Source organism: Anaerotruncus massiliensis (ex Togo et al. 2026) (assembly GCF_030825285.1).
Taxonomy (GTDB): domain Bacteria; phylum Bacillota; class Clostridia; order Oscillospirales; family Ruminococcaceae; genus Anaerotruncus; species Anaerotruncus massiliensis.
In genome coordinates this window covers 132,497-148,715 of the sequence record NZ_JAPJQF010000002.1, presented here as the reverse complement: position 1 = coordinate 148,715, position 16,219 = coordinate 132,497, and the positions used below count along the sequence as shown (strand labels likewise).

Genomic DNA, 16,219 nt, shown 5'->3' with positions numbered 1-16,219 from the left:
TGAAAAAAGCCTTGCGCGAGGGTTCCGCGCAAGGCTTTTTTCATGCGCCGCGCCGGCGGCAGAGGAGGGCGTACAGCCCGGTCCCGGCCAGCGCGGGAAGCACGAAGAGGCAGAAGAGGGCGAGCGCGCTCCGGATACCGAACCGCGCCTGGAAGAAGGAGAACATGCCCGGGACGCAGACGGCGGCGATCCCCCCAAGGCCGCTGTAGATCGCGACCGCCCCGCCCATCAGCCTCGGCGTCATCCCGTCCATGTTCATCAGGGCGGTCACCGAGACCGTCCCCCAGCCGTTGAAGCAGAACCCCAGCAGCAAGATGCCGCCGTAGATTCCCGCGTGGGACGGAAAGAGCGCGGTCCCCGCGGCACCCGCCAGCACCAGAAGCTCCAGCGCAAGCAGCGGGATGTGGACGGCGCGCAGCCGCGTGAAGAGGGGACCGCACAGCAGGCATCCGGCCAGCCCCGCCACGGAGATCATGCCGGTCGCCGTCCCGGCGGCCTGCAGGGAGAACCCGCTCGCCTCGGCGAGAAAGGAGGGCAGATAGGAGGAGTAGCCCGTGTACAGGATCGTCAGTCCGCCCATCGCGGCTGCCATGCACCACACCTTCGGGAGGCGCGCCGCCTGCGCAAGGCTGGCGGGCGCCCTGGACGGCGCGCCGGCCGCGGCCGGCGCGTGGGCGGCGTCGAACAGAATGAAGATGCCCATCCAAGCCGCGGACACGAGCGACCAGAAGAGCAGCGTCCCGCGCCAGGAGTGGAAAAAGCGGTAGAGGGGCACGGTGACCGCGTAGGCGGCCGCGATGCTCAGCGCGTTTACGGCGGCGTTGATCGTGTTGATCAGCCCGCGCCGGGCGGGCGGGAACCGCTCCGTGACCAGGACGCCCTGCGCCCCGCTGCCCAGCCCGTAACCGATCCCGCTGAACGCGCGCCCCACGAGGACGAGCGGGTAGCTTCTGCAAAAGAAGGCAAAAAGGCCGTCGAGCGCGAGGCAGCCGATCGCGATCGCCATCGCGCGGCTGGCGCCCAGCCGGTCGATGACCCTGCTCCCGACGAAGAGGGAGATCCCCATCAGGACGGTGACAATAAAGAGCAGCTGCCCGCCCTGCCGGTACCCGATGCGCATATCGTCCATGATGACGGTCATCAGGGGGGACGGCGTGAGCCAGAGCTGGTTTCGCAAAAAGCTGGCGCCCGCGAGGAGCAGCAGCAGGCGGGCCTCCCTCCCCGTGAGGAGCCCGGCGCGGAGCTTATCCAATGGCGTTTCCCCCTTCTCACAAAATGGAGGCGGGCGGTCTCCCGCCCGCCTCCATCTCCTGCGGCGGTAAATTAAAGCAACTCCTTCATTGCCTGGTAGAGCCCGTCGGCGTCCATGCCGTTGCGGGCGTAGAGGAACTCCGGCGTCGCGATCGGGACGAACTCGTCCGGACATCCGCGGATGGCCAGCTTGCAGGTGATTCCCGCCTCGGCGATCGTGGAACCGACCAGCTGTCCCAGTCCCCCGTTGATGTTGTGGTCCTGCGCGGCGACCACGCGCCCCGTCTTCGCGGCGGCGATGACCGCGTCGCGGTCGAGGGGCTTAACGGTGTGCATATCCACCACCCGGATCTCCCTGCCGAGCTCCTCACGGATCCGTTTCGCCGCTTCCATGGCGAAGTGGACCATGATGCCGGTGCAGACGAACGCCCCGTCGTTCCCCTCGCGGGGGATCAGAGCCTTGCCGATCTCATATTTGACGTCCTCCGCGTACAGGGAGGTGGTGGCCTCGCGGCCCAGCCGGATATAGACCGGCGCGTTCAGCTCCATGGCCGCCTCAAGCACCTTTACCATCTGCGCCGGGTCGCCCGGTTCGATGACGGTCATGTTGTTGCAGGCCACCATCAGCGCCGAATCCTCCAGGCCGCAGTGGGTGCAGCCGGAAGCGCCGTTGGAATACCCGGCGCCGTTGCCGATGATGATGACCGGCAGCTTGGTGTAGCAGATGTCGGTGCGGACCTGCTCGTAGCAGCGCATCGAGGCGAAGGGCGCGAAGGCGAAGGTCAGCGGCTTGAAGCCCTCATGGGCGAGCCCGGCGGCGGTGCTCATCAGGCACTGCTCCGCGATCCCCACGTTGTAGCAGCGGTCGGGGAACGCCTCCTTGAACGCCTGAATGCGGGAGGAGGTGTCCACATCCGCCGTCATGACGAGCATGTTGTCGTACTTTTTGCCCAGCTCCGCCAGGCATTTTCCGACGGCGTCCCGCAGGCTGGTCATTACTTCCATATTCAGCGTCATTCCGCTCATACGGCCGCACCCCATTTCTCTTGATAAGCGGCGGTCAGCTCCGCCTTCGCCTTTTCCCAGTCCTCCGTATTGACGCCGCCCGCGTGCCAGGAGGCGTTGTTCTCCATAAAGCTCACGCCGTGTCCCTTGGCGGTCTTGCCGATGACGATGGTCGGCGTGTCGCTGGACACGTCGGGGAGGCGGTCGATCGTGTCGATGATCGCGTCCATGTCGTGGCCGTCGATCTCCACCACATTCCAGCCGAACGCCCGCCATTTGCCGGCAAAGGGCTCGAGCGCCATGTATTCCTCGGTGGGGCCGTCAAAGGAGAAGCCGTTGCGGTCGGCGAACACGACCAGGTTCCCCAGCTGGTACTGGTGGGCGAACATCGCGCCCTCCCAGATGGAACCCTCCCCGCACTCGCCGTCCCCGATGACGCAGTAGGCCCTGCTCTGGGAGCCCTTGCGCCTGAGGGCCGCCGCCATGCCCGCGGCCACGGGCATCCCATGCCCGAGCGAGCCGGTGGAAACGTCGACATAGGGGTTCGCCAGGTTGCAGGAGTGCATGCCGAACCGCCCGAAGTCGGTGGCGTATTCCTTGTAGATGTCCTGGACGTCGTAGCAGCCGATGGCCGCCTGGCTGAAGGATGTGACGGCCGCCGCGTGCCCCTTGGAGAGGACGAAACGGTCCCGCCCGTCCCAGTGGGGGTTCTCCACGTCGTAGCGGATGGCATACTGCCAGAGCGCGGTCATCATATCGCAGACCGACAGGTCGCCGCCAATGTGGATCATCGTCTGGTGGCACAGGTCCAGCAGACGCAGCTTGGTATCCAGAGAGGCCTTTTCCAGCCTCCGGACCAGTGATTTCTCAGCCATAAAAGATTTTACCTCCTAACATGATCCGGCCGCTTCAGGCCGGTTTTCCGCTTTGTCCTGGCCGGTCCACCGGCGCAGGACGGCGGCCTGCCGTTCGTCCGGATGAAAGGCCGCGCAGTAGAGGGTCCCCTCCTGCCGGTAATAGAGCCGGCAGGCGCTCCGGGAGGGAAGGACCGTGAGGCGGTAGGAAGCCGAGGGCTTCCCATACGCCGCGCAGCGCTCATCCGGCGCGGCCAGATAAAGCATTTCACCGCGTAGGACCCGCTCGTAAATCCGCGACTTTTTGCCGCAGAGCCGCTCAAAGGTGAGCGACTCCGCGGGGTAGCCGCTCCCGCCCCGCTCGGCCACCGTATAGCGGAAGAGACGGAAATAGCAGTGGTGGCTGAGCAGGAACGCGGCGGCCAGAAAGACCGCCAGCAGCGCCTGCGCCGCAAAGAGGGCCGCCTCCGGAAGGCCGGTTTTCAGGAGAAAGCCGCGCAGCCCGAACGCCAGGACGAGCGGGAAAAAGGTGACGAACAGGTCGGTGTTCTTGGAGCGTTCAAAGCGCTGCACGTCGGATTGATACATTGGAAATCCTCCTTTTCCTCCGGCCGGACGGGGTCACTTCCCGGCGGCGGCTTTGCGTTCGGCCTCCCAGACCGGGCGCTGTTCGTTGAGGGTGGCGACCAGCTTGTCGAAGTTCGCGTAGTCCAGTTTGTACCAGATCAGCGAGACAAGGGCGATGATGCAGAAGATGGTCGGCAGGATCCACTTCATCAGGTCGAGCGCGAGAATGACGTTGGAGGGCTGGTCCGCCGCGTTCGGCACATAGCCCACCAGATCCAGGATCCACACGGTCCCCGCGGTGCCGATCGTGATGCCCACCTTGTTCCAGAAGGAGGAGAGGGTGTTGAGGAAACCGTCCATCCGCTCTCCCTTGGTGATGAGCTCGGAGTATTCGATCGTATCCGGGACCATGCCGTAGATGAGCGACATGTTGGCGCCCGCGAAGTACTGCACGACAATTCCGAGGAAATACATCACCCCGATGTTGACCGTGTTGCGGAACAGGAAGAACTGCAGGGTGAAGAAGACCGCCTGCGCGACGTAGGTGATGCCAATGGCCTTGCCCTTGTTCCGGAGCTTGTTGCTCCAGAACTGGGAGGTGAAGCAGCCGAGCATCGAGGGCACCAGCGTGATCAGGGAGTAGGTGGCCAGCGGGTTGGTGTCGCCCACCACGTACTTGAACCAGTAGGTGTTGATCGCGCCCACGCCGTAGAGGGAGAAGCCCTGCGCGAGGAACATGATGCAGACCATCATGAAGGGGACGTTTTTAAAGGAGAGCCGCAGCTGCTTGAAGATGGACATCTTGACGCCCGTGTTGGAGGGCGGGATGACCTCCTTCTGCACCTTCGCGCCGAAGATCTGCATGGGGATGCAGAAGACGGCAAAGATGACGGCCAGGTAGAAGTAGCCCATGCCGGGGTTTTTGCTGGAGAGGACGGGCTCCGCGCGCACGACCAGCTGGGTCATCGCCGTGGAGCCTATGTAGGCAAAGAGCAGCCGGTAGGAGGCCAGCGACCCGCGCTCCGCCGGGTCCTGCGTGACGACCGCGTTGAGGGAGCCGTAGGTCAGGTTGACCATCGTGTAGAAGAGCACCACCAGCGCGTAAAGGGCGCAGACGTAGACCATCTTGGTCGGGAGCGCCCAATCGGGGTGCGGCCAGAAGAGCAGCGCCGTCGTGATGAAGAGCGGCGCGGTGCCGAAAAAGATCCACGGCCGGTAGCGGCCCCAGCGGGTGCGGGTGCGGTCGGCCAGATAGCCGACGATGGGGTCGTTGATCGCGTCCCAGAAGCGGCACACCAGGAACATGATGGACACATAGCTCGCGGGGATCAGGAAGGTGTCCGTCAGATAGATCGCCAAAAAGGAGCTGATGTAGGACCAGCTGAAGTTGTTGGCCGTGTCGATCGAGCCGAACGCGCATTTTTTCCAGACTGGGAGCTTGACGTAATATTGTTTGTTGTCCATACTTCGCCTCTTTCCTCCTTAACACACACTTGTCACTAGTCGAACTTGATCAGGGATTTGATGGTCCGCCCGTCCATCTGGGCCTCGAACGCCTGCTCGAAATCCTCCGCCTCGAAGACGCATCCGTCCACCAGGATGGGATCCAGCTCCAGCACGTTGGCCAGCGCCACGCTGCGCGGGAAGGCGTAGGGGGACTGGAACACGCCGCCCACGATCTGGATCTCCTTGAAGAACGCCTGGAAGAGGTTCAGCTTGTAATCGTAGTCGCTGCGGTAAAGCGCGGCGAAGAATTCCAGGGTGCCGCCCTTGCCCACCAGCTCCTCGATGCCGTCGCACGCCCGCCAGCTTCCGGACGCCTCGATGACCACGTCGAATCCGCGTCCGTCGGTGATCTTCAGCGCCTCCTCCTTGCGGTCCTGGCCCACCGGGTCGATCACATATTCCGCGCCCAGCTTTTTGGCCATCTCGCGCTTCATGGCGATCGGCTCGATCACCGTCAGCTTGGTGGCGCCGGAGCGTTTGGCCAGCTGGGTCATCAGCATCCCCATGGTGCCGCCGCCCGAGATCGCCACGGTCGAGCCCACCTTGATGCGCGCCAGGTCGATGCCGTGCAGGCAGACCGAGATCGGCTCGATGAGGGCGCCGCGCTTGAGGTCGCAGCCGCCGACCAGCTTGTGGACCGCCTGCTCCCGCACGACAAGATAATCGGACATGGCGGCGGAGGAGCCGGTCATATTCTCGCAGAACTGCTCCTGCCCGTTGCGGCAGTAATAGCAGCTCCCGCAGTGCTCGTTGTAGTAATAGGTCACCTGGTCGCCCACCTTGAGCCCCTTGGCGGTCGCTGCCGGCCCGAGCTCGGTGATGACGCCGGAGGCCTCGTGCCCGATGGGCGTTCCGTTTTCCTTATCGAACAGGAAGTCCAGTTCAGCGCGTTTGAAATGCAGGTCGGAACCGCAGACGCCGCAGTAGGCCACTTTGATTTTAACGTCGTCCGGCCGGGTGATCTGGGGCTCGGGAATGTCGAGCATCTTCAGGGTTCCGTTTCCGAAATAACGAATACTGCGCATAATGCACTCCTCTTTTCTACAATTGATGTGGTGGATGGCTTTTCTAAATCATATTATAATATCAACAAAAAATAGGCGCATTGTGTTTTCCATTTTGGTCGAATTTGTTGTGCAATTTTATGCGGGCGCGCGGTCCGCCGGGGGAAGCCGGTATCCGATTTGGAAAAAGGTTCAATTTTTTTACTTCAAATGGACAGTATCCTTTTGCAGGGTGGCCCGCGGCACGGTCAATATTTTGCGGCGGTCAGAAGACCGGCGGGAAAAAGTCCGCATATTCTACCACTTTCGGGGAATCGCCCAAAAAGGGGAAAAAACATTTGCTTTCGCGCGGAAAGTAGGATATATATTTAATATAACCTTCTGCGCGGGCGCGTGAAAAAGGTTGTTTTTTTGCATCCACAACGGAGAGGGGGCGGCGGAGATCCATACCGTGCTGATGATTTCGACCCAGTATTCCCAAATCCAGTACCTCAGAGGGATCCTCCAGAAATATCCCGACAAGTTCCAGCTCGGCGGGACCGCCGACAACAGCGTCCTCGGCATGAGCCTGATTGAATCGACCCAGCCCGACCTGGTCATCATGCCCGCCTACATGAACTTCTGGAACGCGGAGGACCTCATCAACTACCTGCTCCCCCGCGGCATCTGCCCGACCTTCCTGCTTCTGAACGACGAGCCCGGGCTCTCCCTCGGCGCGCCCGTGAACTCCCGGGTGGCGGCCGTCTTCCCGACCGAGCTCCCGCCGGAGGAGGACCTTTTGCAGGCGCTCTGCGCCGCCGCCGAGCAGCACGGACGGAAGAAGCGGGAGCCGCCGGCGCGCGAGCAGCACGACCAGGCGGTGCAGCACAGCCTGGAGGTCATGGAGCTGCTGATGGGCCTGATCCCGCTGCGCACCGGCGAGGCGCAGGTGGAGTTCGGCCGCCTGCGCGTGGGGCGCAGCGACTGCTGGCAGCTTCTGGGAAGCCCGAAGCCGCGCAACGACGAGCCCTTCAATTTTTTCAGCCAGATCGACAGCCTGGAGGCGGTGCTCCACGATCTCTTCGCCGTTCTGGAGCCGGTCGGCAAATGCGAGCTGTGCGTCTACCGGGAGAGCAACCTCTGCATCCTGTTGGCGGAGGGGCAGGACGAACCCGACTGGGAACGGCTGATCGGAAAGATCAATCTCGCCCTCGCCCCCTACAGCATCCCGCCGCTCGCCTTCGAGATCTCCGACGTGCCGCTCCCCATAGAGCGCTGGCACAGCCAGTGCAAGGATCTATTGCAGCTCCGGCACAAACGGTTCTTCTTCTCCCCGCCCTTCTTGCAGCCCAAAACCGTCCGGGCCTACCAGTCCACGGCCACCCAGGGACAGGTCCGCGACCTGCTGAGCGTCCTCTCCCTCGCGCTGCAAAACCTCGCGCGGCCCCAGCTGGTCTCCTCGCTGGGCTCGCTGGAGGCGCTGGTCTGCCACGACATGTCCACCGACCTCTATTCTTTCGTCACCACGCAGCTGTCAGTCCAGTACAGCCGCCTGCGCTACAACTTCGGGCTGACCGGCTCCGACGACGAGTTCGCCCTGCGCATCCGGCAGTTCTCCAGCGCCCACGAGGCGTTCGAGGCGTTCCGGGAGCTGTTTTTAAAGCTCTACGACCAGCTCTGCAACGAAAACCGGAGCTCCAACCAGCTGATCATCGAGGTCACCAGCTTCATCAATCAAAACCTCGGCGAGGAGATCAGCCTCGAGCGCGCGGCCGGGCACGTCCACATCAACGCCACCTACCTCAGCCGGCTCTTCAAGCGGGAGACCGGCAGCTCGTTCAGCGCCTATGTGAACGAGCGGCGGATCCAGCGGGCGATGCAGCTGCTGGAAACCCCCTACAAGATCATCGATATCGCCGGGATGGTGGGGTTCGACAACGCGAAATACTTCAGCCAGGTATTCAAAAAGCAGGTCGGCAAGACCCCGCAGCAATACCGGACGGAATTACGAAAGGCGGGAGGCATATGAAATCACTTCGGATGCGCCGAAACCGGGAGCTCTATTTCCTGGGCCTGCCCGACCCTCCCGAGCCAGGGCCGGACGAGGTGCTGGTGCGGATGAAATATGCCTCCATCTGCGGGTTTGACATGATGATGCTGAACGGCAAGGCGGCCTACCCCAAAAACGGCGTTTTGGGGCACGAGGGCTCGGGGATCATCGAGGCGGTCGGCAAGCGGGTCTCCCCCGCGGAGTTCAAGCCCGGGGACCGGGTGGCGATCAATCCGTATACCTTCTGCGGCCAGTGCGACGCCTGCCGCAGCAACCAGCCGAATTTCTGCATCAACCCGGGCGGCCGCTCCGACCTGATGACGGAATACATCTCGATCGACGCGAAGCAGGCCTTCCTGCTGCCCACGGAGGTCTCCCTGCCGGCCGGCAGCCTGATCGAGCCGCTGATGATGGCCATGCACGCCATCTCGAAGGCGCGGCTCGACTGGGGAAAGAACCTCATCATCCTCGGCGGCGGCGCCATGGGGCAGATCATCCTGAAGCTGGCGCGGCAGTATCCCCTGGGGAAGATCGTGGTCGTCGAGCCGGTGGCGGCCAAGCGGGAGATGGCCAAACGGTTCGGCGCGGACGTGGTCCTCGACCCGAGCGGGTGCAACCTGGTGACCGAGGCGCTGCTGCTGAACGGCGGAATGGGGTACGACGCGGTCATCGAGGCCTCCGGCAGCCGCGGCTCCGCCCAGACGGCGCTCAACATCGTCGCCCGGGGCGGTTCGGTCGTCTATTTCGGGCTCTACGGCATGGATTTCAACCTCGAGGTCAACCTCTTCAACCTCTACTGGAAGGACGCGACCATCTCCTGCGTCTGCGTCCCCAGCGGCTACTTCCCTTCCGCCATCGCCATGGCCGGCAGGCTCAGGCTGGAGGAGGTCGTGACCGGGCTGTTCCCCTTTTCACAGGGAATCCAGGCCTTCGCCGAGAAGGCAAGCGGCGCCCATGCCAAGGTGATGCTGCAATTCGATGAGGAAGGATGAGTCAAGGATGCTGCACCTCTCCCCTTTTTGGTTCTGTACCAACAGCGTGCCCGGCGACGATCTCATACCGGCGCTGGACGCCGCCAGGGAATTCGGGTTCTCCGACGTGGAGCTCTCCGCCATCGACGGCATCAGCGAGCAGATCGTCGCGGAACGGGTCTGCGACGAGTATGTCGCGTGGGTGCGTGCCCGGCTGGAGGAGCGCGGGCTCCGCTGCGTCGCCGTCTCGGGGCACTGCGACCTGACGAACGACCGCCAGTTCGCCCGGTTTTTGAAGAAGCTGGAGTTCGCCGGGAAGATCGGCGCGACGCGGATCAACACCCGGTGCGGCCCCGCGTGCCGGACCGTCAAGTTCCGCAAAAACCTCTCCCGGGCGGTCGAGGCCGCCGCGCCCTACCGGCTGCGGATCAACCTGGAATCCTACGGGGACATCGTGGGCACCGCCCGGGAATGCGGCCCCATCTTTCGGGAGATCGGCCATCCGTCCGTCCGCTGCAACTACGACCCCGGAAACAACTACCGCTTTGCGCGGGGGGAAATCTCCATCGCAGACGACATCTGCGAAAGCCTCGAGGTCCTCGACTGCCTGCACCTCAAGGACGCCCTGCTGCGGGACGGCTATATCTACAACCCGCCCATCGGCCAGGGGGAGGTGGGGTACGCCGCGGTTTTTTCCGCGCTGGAAAAGAGCCGCACCTCCATCCCCTGCGGGCTGGAGGTGCCGCAGAGCTTCCGGGTCCGCGCGTCGGATTTCGCGATCGAGCAGTTGACGCCCGCGCCGGAAGAGGTGCGGCGGGCAATCCGCGAGTCGCTGGATTTCATCGCCCAAAACTGCGCGGTCTGACACGGCCGCCCGCGGGCGGCCCGAGAGCGCCGAAGCAGCAAAAAGCCTTACGCAGAAAACCTGCGTAAGGCTTTTTTCATGCGGAAAACCGCGCGAAAGATCACGCGCCGCGGGAATCGTCCAGCCGCTCGCGGCTCAGGAACACGGTTTCGGTCCGCTGTTTATGCAGGCGGACATACTGCTCCACCTGATCGTACTGCCGCTCCTCCAGCAGCCGGATGATCTCCTCGTGTTCCCGGGTGGATTCCTGCATGCGGTTTGGGTCCACGGCGAAGACCGACCGGGTGATGCTCCACTTCCGCCAGAGGTCCTGGATCATATTGTACAGCTCGGTGTAGGGGGTCGCTTCGTAGATGCTCATGTGGAACTTGACGTTGAGCTCCGAATATTTCGGGTAGTTCCCGGCGTCAACCGCCTTTTTCATCTGGCCGTTGAGGCTGCGCAGCTTTTTCAAAAGCGCCGGCGTCACATAATCGATGCTCAGGCGCGTGGCGTAGCCCTCCAGCACGCTTTTGATGCGGATGATCTCCAGCAGCCGGTCGATGCTGAACGCGCACACCGTCGCGCCCTGGTTCGCGCTGATCTTGACATACCCCTCGCTCTCGAGGCGGCGCAGGGCCTCCCGGACCGGGATGTCGCTGACGTTGTTCTGCCGCGCGATCTGGCTGATGACCAGCCGGTCGTCCTGCCGGTAAACGCCCTTGGCGATATCCGTCATCAGGAGATCGTAGATGATGTCGACTTTGCTTTTATATTTTTCCATGAAGGCTTCTCCTACCGCTGTAATGGGGTCCTGTTCTCCACCGCTATTATAGCAGAATTTGCCAAGCTAGTTCAATAGCCTTATTTCCCGCGCTTTTACTGATAATTCCTGAGAAGGGCGAGGAACTCCTCGTCGGTGAGGGCGCGCTCCTTTTGGATCCCCAGCGCCTTGACGTCGCCGAGCAGGGCCCGTTTCCGGTCGTCATCCAGCGTGACGCCCAGCAGCTCCAGCTTCTTTCCGATCGAGAGCATGCCGCTCTTTTTCCCGAGGATGAGCCGCGGCTGTTTCCCGAGGAAGGCGGGGTTGAGGGCGAACATCGCGAGCGGCGCGCTGAAAAGCGTATCGGCGCCGATCCCCGACTCGCGCGCAAAGATGTCCTTTCCCACGATGGGCTTGTTGCGCATGACGGGGATTCCGCTCTTCTCCGCCACATAGTCCGAAAGCCCCTGCAGCTTCGAAAGATCGATGCCCAGGTCCTTTCCCAAAAGGATCTGGATGACGCAGACGATCTCCTCCAGGGAGCAGTTCCCGGTGCGTTCGCCCAGCCCGTTGACGCAGCAGTGGACGGTGTCCGCCCCGCACAGCACGGCCTGCAGGGTGCTGGCCACCGCAAGGCCGAAGTCGTTGTGGGTATGGATCTCGATGGGAAGGCCGCCGGTCCTCTCCCTGATGTAGCGCATCATGGTGGCGACGGCGCCGGGCAGCGCGCAGCCCATGGTATCCACAAGCCCGATGGCGTCGGGCCGCGCGTCCCCCCGCAGCGAATCCAGCAGCAGGTCGAGGTCGTCCTCGTCGGCGCGGGTGGTGTCGTAAGGGAAATAGATCACCTTGAGGCCCAGCTCCCTGGCCTTGCGGATGGAGGCCACGCTGCTGTCGATGACGCGCCGGATATCCCATTTGAACTGCAGTTCCAGCTTCGGCCGGCCGATCGGCACCTCGAGCACGATGCCGTCCACGCCGCATTCCTTGCAGAGGATCAGGTCGGATTCGAGCGCCCGCACGAATCCGAAAATTTCGGCCTTGAGGCCCCGGCGCTTGATCTCGGCGATGGCGAGCTTATCTTCGTCCGAAACGGCGGGCATCCCGGCCTCGATGCGTTGAACGCCGGCTTCGTCCAGCAGTTGGGCGATCCGCACCTTTTCCTCTTTGCGCAGCACGACCCCGGGGGTCTGCTCCCCGTCGCGCAGGGTGGCGTCGTGAATTTTCAGGTTGTCGGATATGTGATGTCCCGCCACCGTCTCCGGATCGAAATTGTAGCCGCTGACCCAATAGTTCTCGTTTTTCCATAAGCGCGTGTCCATATTTACATCATCCCTTTCCTTTTTCTCGAGCATGGACAGGAGGACCGCCAAGCCGTCCCTCCTGCGGTTCCCCCGCAGGCGGCCAACGGTTTTCTGTCGTTGATTATTATATATGATATATGATATTTGGTTTATGTGCAACTAAGATTTTGCCTAAATCTTACTCCGTATTCTTGTGAATATCCGATAAACAACCGGGGTTTATCGGCCTTTTCTCACGGAATTCCCGATCATTTTATTCGGAAATCTCTAATTTCCACAAAGATAAAGTCGGATTTTTAGTCAATCGAATCATTGACATAATCATATATAATATATAACATAGAAGCAACGTGAAAATCCCCGGCGAGCAGGCGCCGCGGCGGCGGACGCCGCCCAAACGCTGCGGACCAGGTACCAAAAAAGCGGGAAGGAAGGCAATGCGAAGTGGTGGATTTACGAATAGAAAACGGAACCCTGGTGATCCCCGAGGCGGGTCTGGTGGAGGCGGCCGTGGCGATCGACAACGGCAAAGTCGTGGGGATCGGCGCCCCCGGCTGCCTCCCGGAGGCAAAACGGACCATCGACGCGTCCGGGAAATACGTGATGCCCGGCGTCATCGACCCGCATGTCCATCTGGGGACGAACCCGGAGCAGTTCTCCAGGCTGGCCGTGAGCGAAACGGGGGCCGCCGTGATCGGCGGCGTCACGACGGTCGGCTGCTACCTGCGGGACCAGGGCAGCTATTTAAAGTCATACAAGGACTATCTGGAGACCATCGACAACGGGATCTACTCCAATATGTGCTTCCACATTCAAATCAGCACCGAAGAGCACCTGAGCGAGCTGCCCGCCTACGCCGCGGAAATCGGGTCCACGACCTTCAAGTTCTACATGTGCGGGAATCCCGGCATTGTCGAAAGCGCCGACGACGGCTTCATTTACGCCGGGTTCCGGAAGGTGGCCGCCCTGGGGAAACGGGCGATGGCGTCCGTCCACGCGGAAAACGAGCGCATCATCGACCGATGGACGCGGGAAGCGATGGCGGTCAAGCAGGACGGGAACCTCCAGGACTGGCAGGACACCCGCCCCGCGATCGCCGAGGAGGAGGCCGTCATCCGCGCCGCGCGCCTTGCGCAGGAGGCCGGGGCGAGGCTGTATGTGGTCCACATCACCTCGCAGGCGGCGATCGAACGGATGCGCCTGCTGAAAAAGGAAAACAAAAACCTGTACGCGGAGGTCACCTCGGCGCATCTGGGGCTGAACACGCAGGACCCCATCGGGATGCTGGCGAAGATGATCCCGCCGATCCGCGAAAAAAAGGATTCGGACGCCCTGTGGAGAGGGGTCCGCGAGGACGTCGTCGACACCTTCGGGACGGACAACGTGACGCGGACCATCGCGGACAAGCGCCTCGACCAGGGGATGTGGGGAAGCCGGACGGGCTACGCGGTCCTCGGCACCCACCTGCCCGTGCTGATCAGCGAGGGATACCACAAGCGCGGCGTGCCGCTGCTCGATATCGTCCGGAAGGCCACGATGTCGCCCGCCAAAATTTTCGGGCTCTATCCGCGCAAGGGGACCATCCGAGTCGGCTCGGACGCCGACGTTGTCATCCTGGATTTGGACAAGGAGCAGCAGGTCGATCCCGCGAGGCTCGGGTCCAGCAGCGATTTTTCCATCTTCCAGGGGAAAACCCTCAAGGGGTGGCCCGTGATGACCATCGTCAACGGCAGGGTCGCGGCGGAGGACGGCCGCCTGGCGGAGCAAAAAGGAAACGGCAGCTATCTGTTCCGGCATCTGTGATTTGGCTTGGAGGCGCGGTCAATGCAATTAACAAAGAACATATTTGTGGAAACCAAAATCGGGGGCTGCAACGTGGGCTACGTCCTCACCGGCGGCGGGATCATTCTGATCGACTCGCCGCAGCGCCCCACGGTCGCCTGTGAATGGGCAAGGGAAATCGCGTCCAAGGGGGAGCCGAAGTACCTGATCAACACGGAATGCCACCGGGATCACTTCACGGGCAACTGTTTTTTCAAGGTCCCGGTGATCGGGCAGGAGAAAACCCGGGAAGGAATCCTGTCCGTCCCCAAAAGAGATATTTTGAGCCGTGTGGCCGTCATCGACCCTGAGGGATATCCCCTCGTCGCGGAAAGAGAGCCCAACCCGCCGTCCATCACCTTTTCCGACCGGCTGACGCTGCACTCCGGGAGGCACACCATCGAGCTGATCCATCATCCGGGCCACACGATGGGACAGACGAGCGTCCTGATTCCGGAGGAGCGCGTGCTCTTTACGGGCGACAACGTGTTTTATAAGACGCAGTCCTTCCTCCATTCGGGGGACATCTACCTCTGGCTGGAGTCGCTGTCGGAAATCGAAAAGCTCGATGTGGATTATATCGTCCCCGGGCACGGGGAGGTGTGCGGCAAATCGTATCTGCGGGAGCAGCGCGCGTTTATCCTGGAGTGGATCGACCGGGTGAAGGAGGCCGTCGAACGGGGCTGGACCAAGGAGGAGGCGATCCGGGGGATCTCCTTTGCCGACCGGTATCCCATGTCCCCGGGGACGGAGGACCTAATGCAGAAGGTGCAGAAAAACAACGTTTCCTACCTATACGACCTGTTAAAGCCGGAACGGGGAAACTCCCCGTCCGTCCCATCATTTTGAATCTCGCGGAGGTGAAAACAAAGTGAAAGAACTGGTGGTCAGCAAAAACGTATTTGTCACCGACGATTTTTCACAGGCAATGAAAGTGGGGGATCTCCTCTACCTTTCAGGGATCACGGCGCGCAATGAAAAGGGAGAGATCCTCGAGAAAGACTTTGAGGCGCAGACGGTGCGGATCTTCAAAAACATCGAAAGCATCCTGAAGGAAGCCGGGGCAGTTCTGGACGACGTCATCAAATTCACCGTGTACCTGAAGGACATCAACAACTTGGGCAAATTCCGGGAGCTCCGGAACCAATTCTTTTCGGCGCCCCGTCCCCCCAGCACGGCGGTCGAGGTGACCGGGCTGGTTCCGGGCGCGATCGTGGAAGTGGAAGTGATCGTGGATTGCGGAAAGCGGTAATGGATTCGCCGCGCACGCGCGCGGTCTGCCGGAGGGAGGAAGCGTATGGCGGATGACATCAGGCTGACTTTGGCCTGCGGCGACTATGACCGCACAAGGCCGCTGTGGGACGGTTCCGTGCATCCGGAAGGGATTACGCTGGACTGCGTCGTGCGGGAGCCGAACGAAATCTTCCGCCGGATGCTGAAGGACGAGGAATTCGACGTCTCGGAGATGTCGCTTTCCAACTACATCATGGAATGCGGCAAAAGCCCCCGCCGGTTCGTGGCCATCCCGGTTTTCCTCTCCCGCGCGTTCCGGCACTCGAACATCTATATTCATAAACCGTCGGGGATCCGGGAGGCCCGGGACCTTCGGGGGAAGCGGATCGGCGTTTCCGAATACCACACCACCCTGGCGCTCTGGCTCCGGGGGATCCTGTGGGAGGAATACCAGGTCTCTCCGGAGGAGGTCGAATGGTTCACCGGCGGCGTCGAGGGTCCCGGCCCCGCCGACAGAATGGGGGATTTCGCGCCGCCCCCGGGAGTCAAAATCCACAGGATTCCCCCCGGCAAGTGCCTGAGCGGCATGCTGGAGGACGGCGAGATCGACGTCCTGCTGAACCCCCGCAAGCCCGGCTGTTTCGACGGCCGGAAAATCACGCGGCTGTGGGAGAACTACCGGGAGATGGAAACGGATTACTATGCCCGGACCAAAATCTTTCCGATCATGCACGTCGTCGTCATCCGAAGGGACGTTGCCCTGAAGTACCCCTGGGCGGCCCGGAGCCTCTGCAGCGCCTTCGCCCGGGCGAAGAAAATCGCGCTGGGGAAATTGACCGGGATGGGCACCCTGCCGGTGACCCTGCCCTGGGCGTTTTCCGAGGCGGAAAAGGCCATGGAGCTGATGGGAAGGGACTATTGGCCGTACGGGGTGGAGGCAAACCGGCACGTGCTCGAGACGATGCTGCGGTACGCCAAGGAGCAGGGCCTGTGCCTGCCCCGGATCACGGTGGACAACCTCTTCCCCGCAACGATCGCCGAATGACGCCCGGCGCTCGGATCAAGCG

General features: G+C 62.2%; 15 protein-coding genes. 7 read left to right on the top strand and 8 right to left on the bottom strand.

From position 1 onward, the window contains the following. Positions 1–40 precede the first annotated feature (40 nt). The 6 genes from RCI06_RS01785 to RCI06_RS01760 form a co-directional block, all read right to left on the bottom strand. Complete coding sequence (locus RCI06_RS01785; protein ID WP_306573849.1) at positions 41–1,252, bottom strand: CynX/NimT family MFS transporter; 1,212 nt, start codon at positions 1,250–1,252, stop codon at positions 41–43. Between the two features lie 71 nt (positions 1,253–1,323). Then, a complete protein-coding gene (locus RCI06_RS01780; protein WP_306573847.1) occupies positions 1,324–2,277 on the bottom strand; it encodes a transketolase family protein in 954 nt (317 codons plus the stop codon). Beyond that, positions 2,274–3,131 (bottom strand): transketolase, encoded by an 858-nt coding sequence (locus tag RCI06_RS01775; RefSeq protein WP_306573845.1) that lies wholly within the window; start codon positions 3,129–3,131, stop codon positions 2,274–2,276. Before RCI06_RS01775 ends, RCI06_RS01780 begins: the two co-directional genes overlap by 4 nt. A gap of 15 nt (positions 3,132–3,146) precedes the next feature. Then, positions 3,147–3,698, bottom strand: a complete 552-nt coding sequence (locus RCI06_RS01770) for a hypothetical protein (RefSeq protein ID WP_101552123.1) — start codon at positions 3,696–3,698, stop codon at positions 3,147–3,149. A 33-nt stretch (positions 3,699–3,731) separates the two neighbouring features. Then, positions 3,732–5,141, bottom strand: a complete 1,410-nt coding sequence (locus RCI06_RS01765) for an MFS transporter (protein ID WP_101552125.1) — start codon at positions 5,139–5,141, stop codon at positions 3,732–3,734. 35 nt (positions 5,142–5,176) lie between these two features. Then, positions 5,177–6,208: an alcohol dehydrogenase catalytic domain-containing protein gene (locus RCI06_RS01760; protein ID WP_101552127.1), complete on the bottom strand. Its 1,032-nt coding sequence runs from the start codon at positions 6,206–6,208 to the stop codon at positions 5,177–5,179. Positions 6,209–6,644: 436 nt separating this feature from the next. On the opposite strand from RCI06_RS01760, the gene RCI06_RS01755 reads away from it, so the two are divergent. The 3 genes from RCI06_RS01755 to RCI06_RS01745 are packed head-to-tail and all read left to right on the top strand — an operon-like array spanning position 6,645 to position 10,052. Beyond that, positions 6,645–8,195: a helix-turn-helix domain-containing protein gene (locus RCI06_RS01755; RefSeq protein WP_242970899.1), complete on the top strand. Its 1,551-nt coding sequence runs from the start codon at positions 6,645–6,647 to the stop codon at positions 8,193–8,195. Then, complete coding sequence (locus RCI06_RS01750; RefSeq protein WP_306573842.1) at positions 8,192–9,208, top strand: zinc-binding dehydrogenase; 1,017 nt, start codon at positions 8,192–8,194, stop codon at positions 9,206–9,208. The genes RCI06_RS01755 and RCI06_RS01750 overlap by 4 nt, the downstream gene beginning before the upstream one ends. Positions 9,209–9,215: 7 nt before the next feature. After that, complete coding sequence (locus tag RCI06_RS01745; protein WP_306573840.1) at positions 9,216–10,052, top strand: sugar phosphate isomerase/epimerase; 837 nt, start codon at positions 9,216–9,218, stop codon at positions 10,050–10,052. A 100-nt stretch (positions 10,053–10,152) separates the two neighbouring features. Here the strand turns inward: RCI06_RS01745 and RCI06_RS01740 are convergent, their stop codons facing one another. Further along, positions 10,153–10,815 (bottom strand): GntR family transcriptional regulator, encoded by a 663-nt coding sequence (locus RCI06_RS01740; protein ID WP_101552136.1) that lies wholly within the window; start codon positions 10,813–10,815, stop codon positions 10,153–10,155. A 95-nt stretch (positions 10,816–10,910) separates the two neighbouring features. Beyond that, a complete protein-coding gene (locus RCI06_RS01735) occupies positions 10,911–12,116 on the bottom strand; it encodes a LeuA family protein (protein WP_101553270.1) in 1,206 nt (401 codons plus the stop codon). A 429-nt stretch (positions 12,117–12,545) separates the two neighbouring features. Here RCI06_RS01735 and RCI06_RS01730 point away from each other — a divergent pair, with 429 nt between their 5' ends. From RCI06_RS01730 to RCI06_RS01715, 4 genes are read left to right on the top strand one after another with little or no spacing between them, the layout of a single operon-like run. Then, a complete protein-coding gene (locus RCI06_RS01730) occupies positions 12,546–13,901 on the top strand; it encodes a dihydroorotase family protein (RefSeq protein ID WP_306573837.1) in 1,356 nt (451 codons plus the stop codon). Between the two features lie 21 nt (positions 13,902–13,922). Then, positions 13,923–14,768 (top strand): MBL fold metallo-hydrolase, encoded by an 846-nt coding sequence (locus tag RCI06_RS01725; RefSeq protein ID WP_256151559.1) that lies wholly within the window; start codon positions 13,923–13,925, stop codon positions 14,766–14,768. Between the two features lie 22 nt (positions 14,769–14,790). Further along, positions 14,791–15,171, top strand: coding sequence for a RidA family protein (locus RCI06_RS01720; protein WP_101552142.1), 381 nt, complete (start codon positions 14,791–14,793; stop codon positions 15,169–15,171). A gap of 45 nt (positions 15,172–15,216) precedes the next feature. Next, complete coding sequence (locus RCI06_RS01715; RefSeq protein WP_306573835.1) at positions 15,217–16,197, top strand: hypothetical protein; 981 nt, start codon at positions 15,217–15,219, stop codon at positions 16,195–16,197. Positions 16,198–16,219 lie beyond the last annotated feature (22 nt).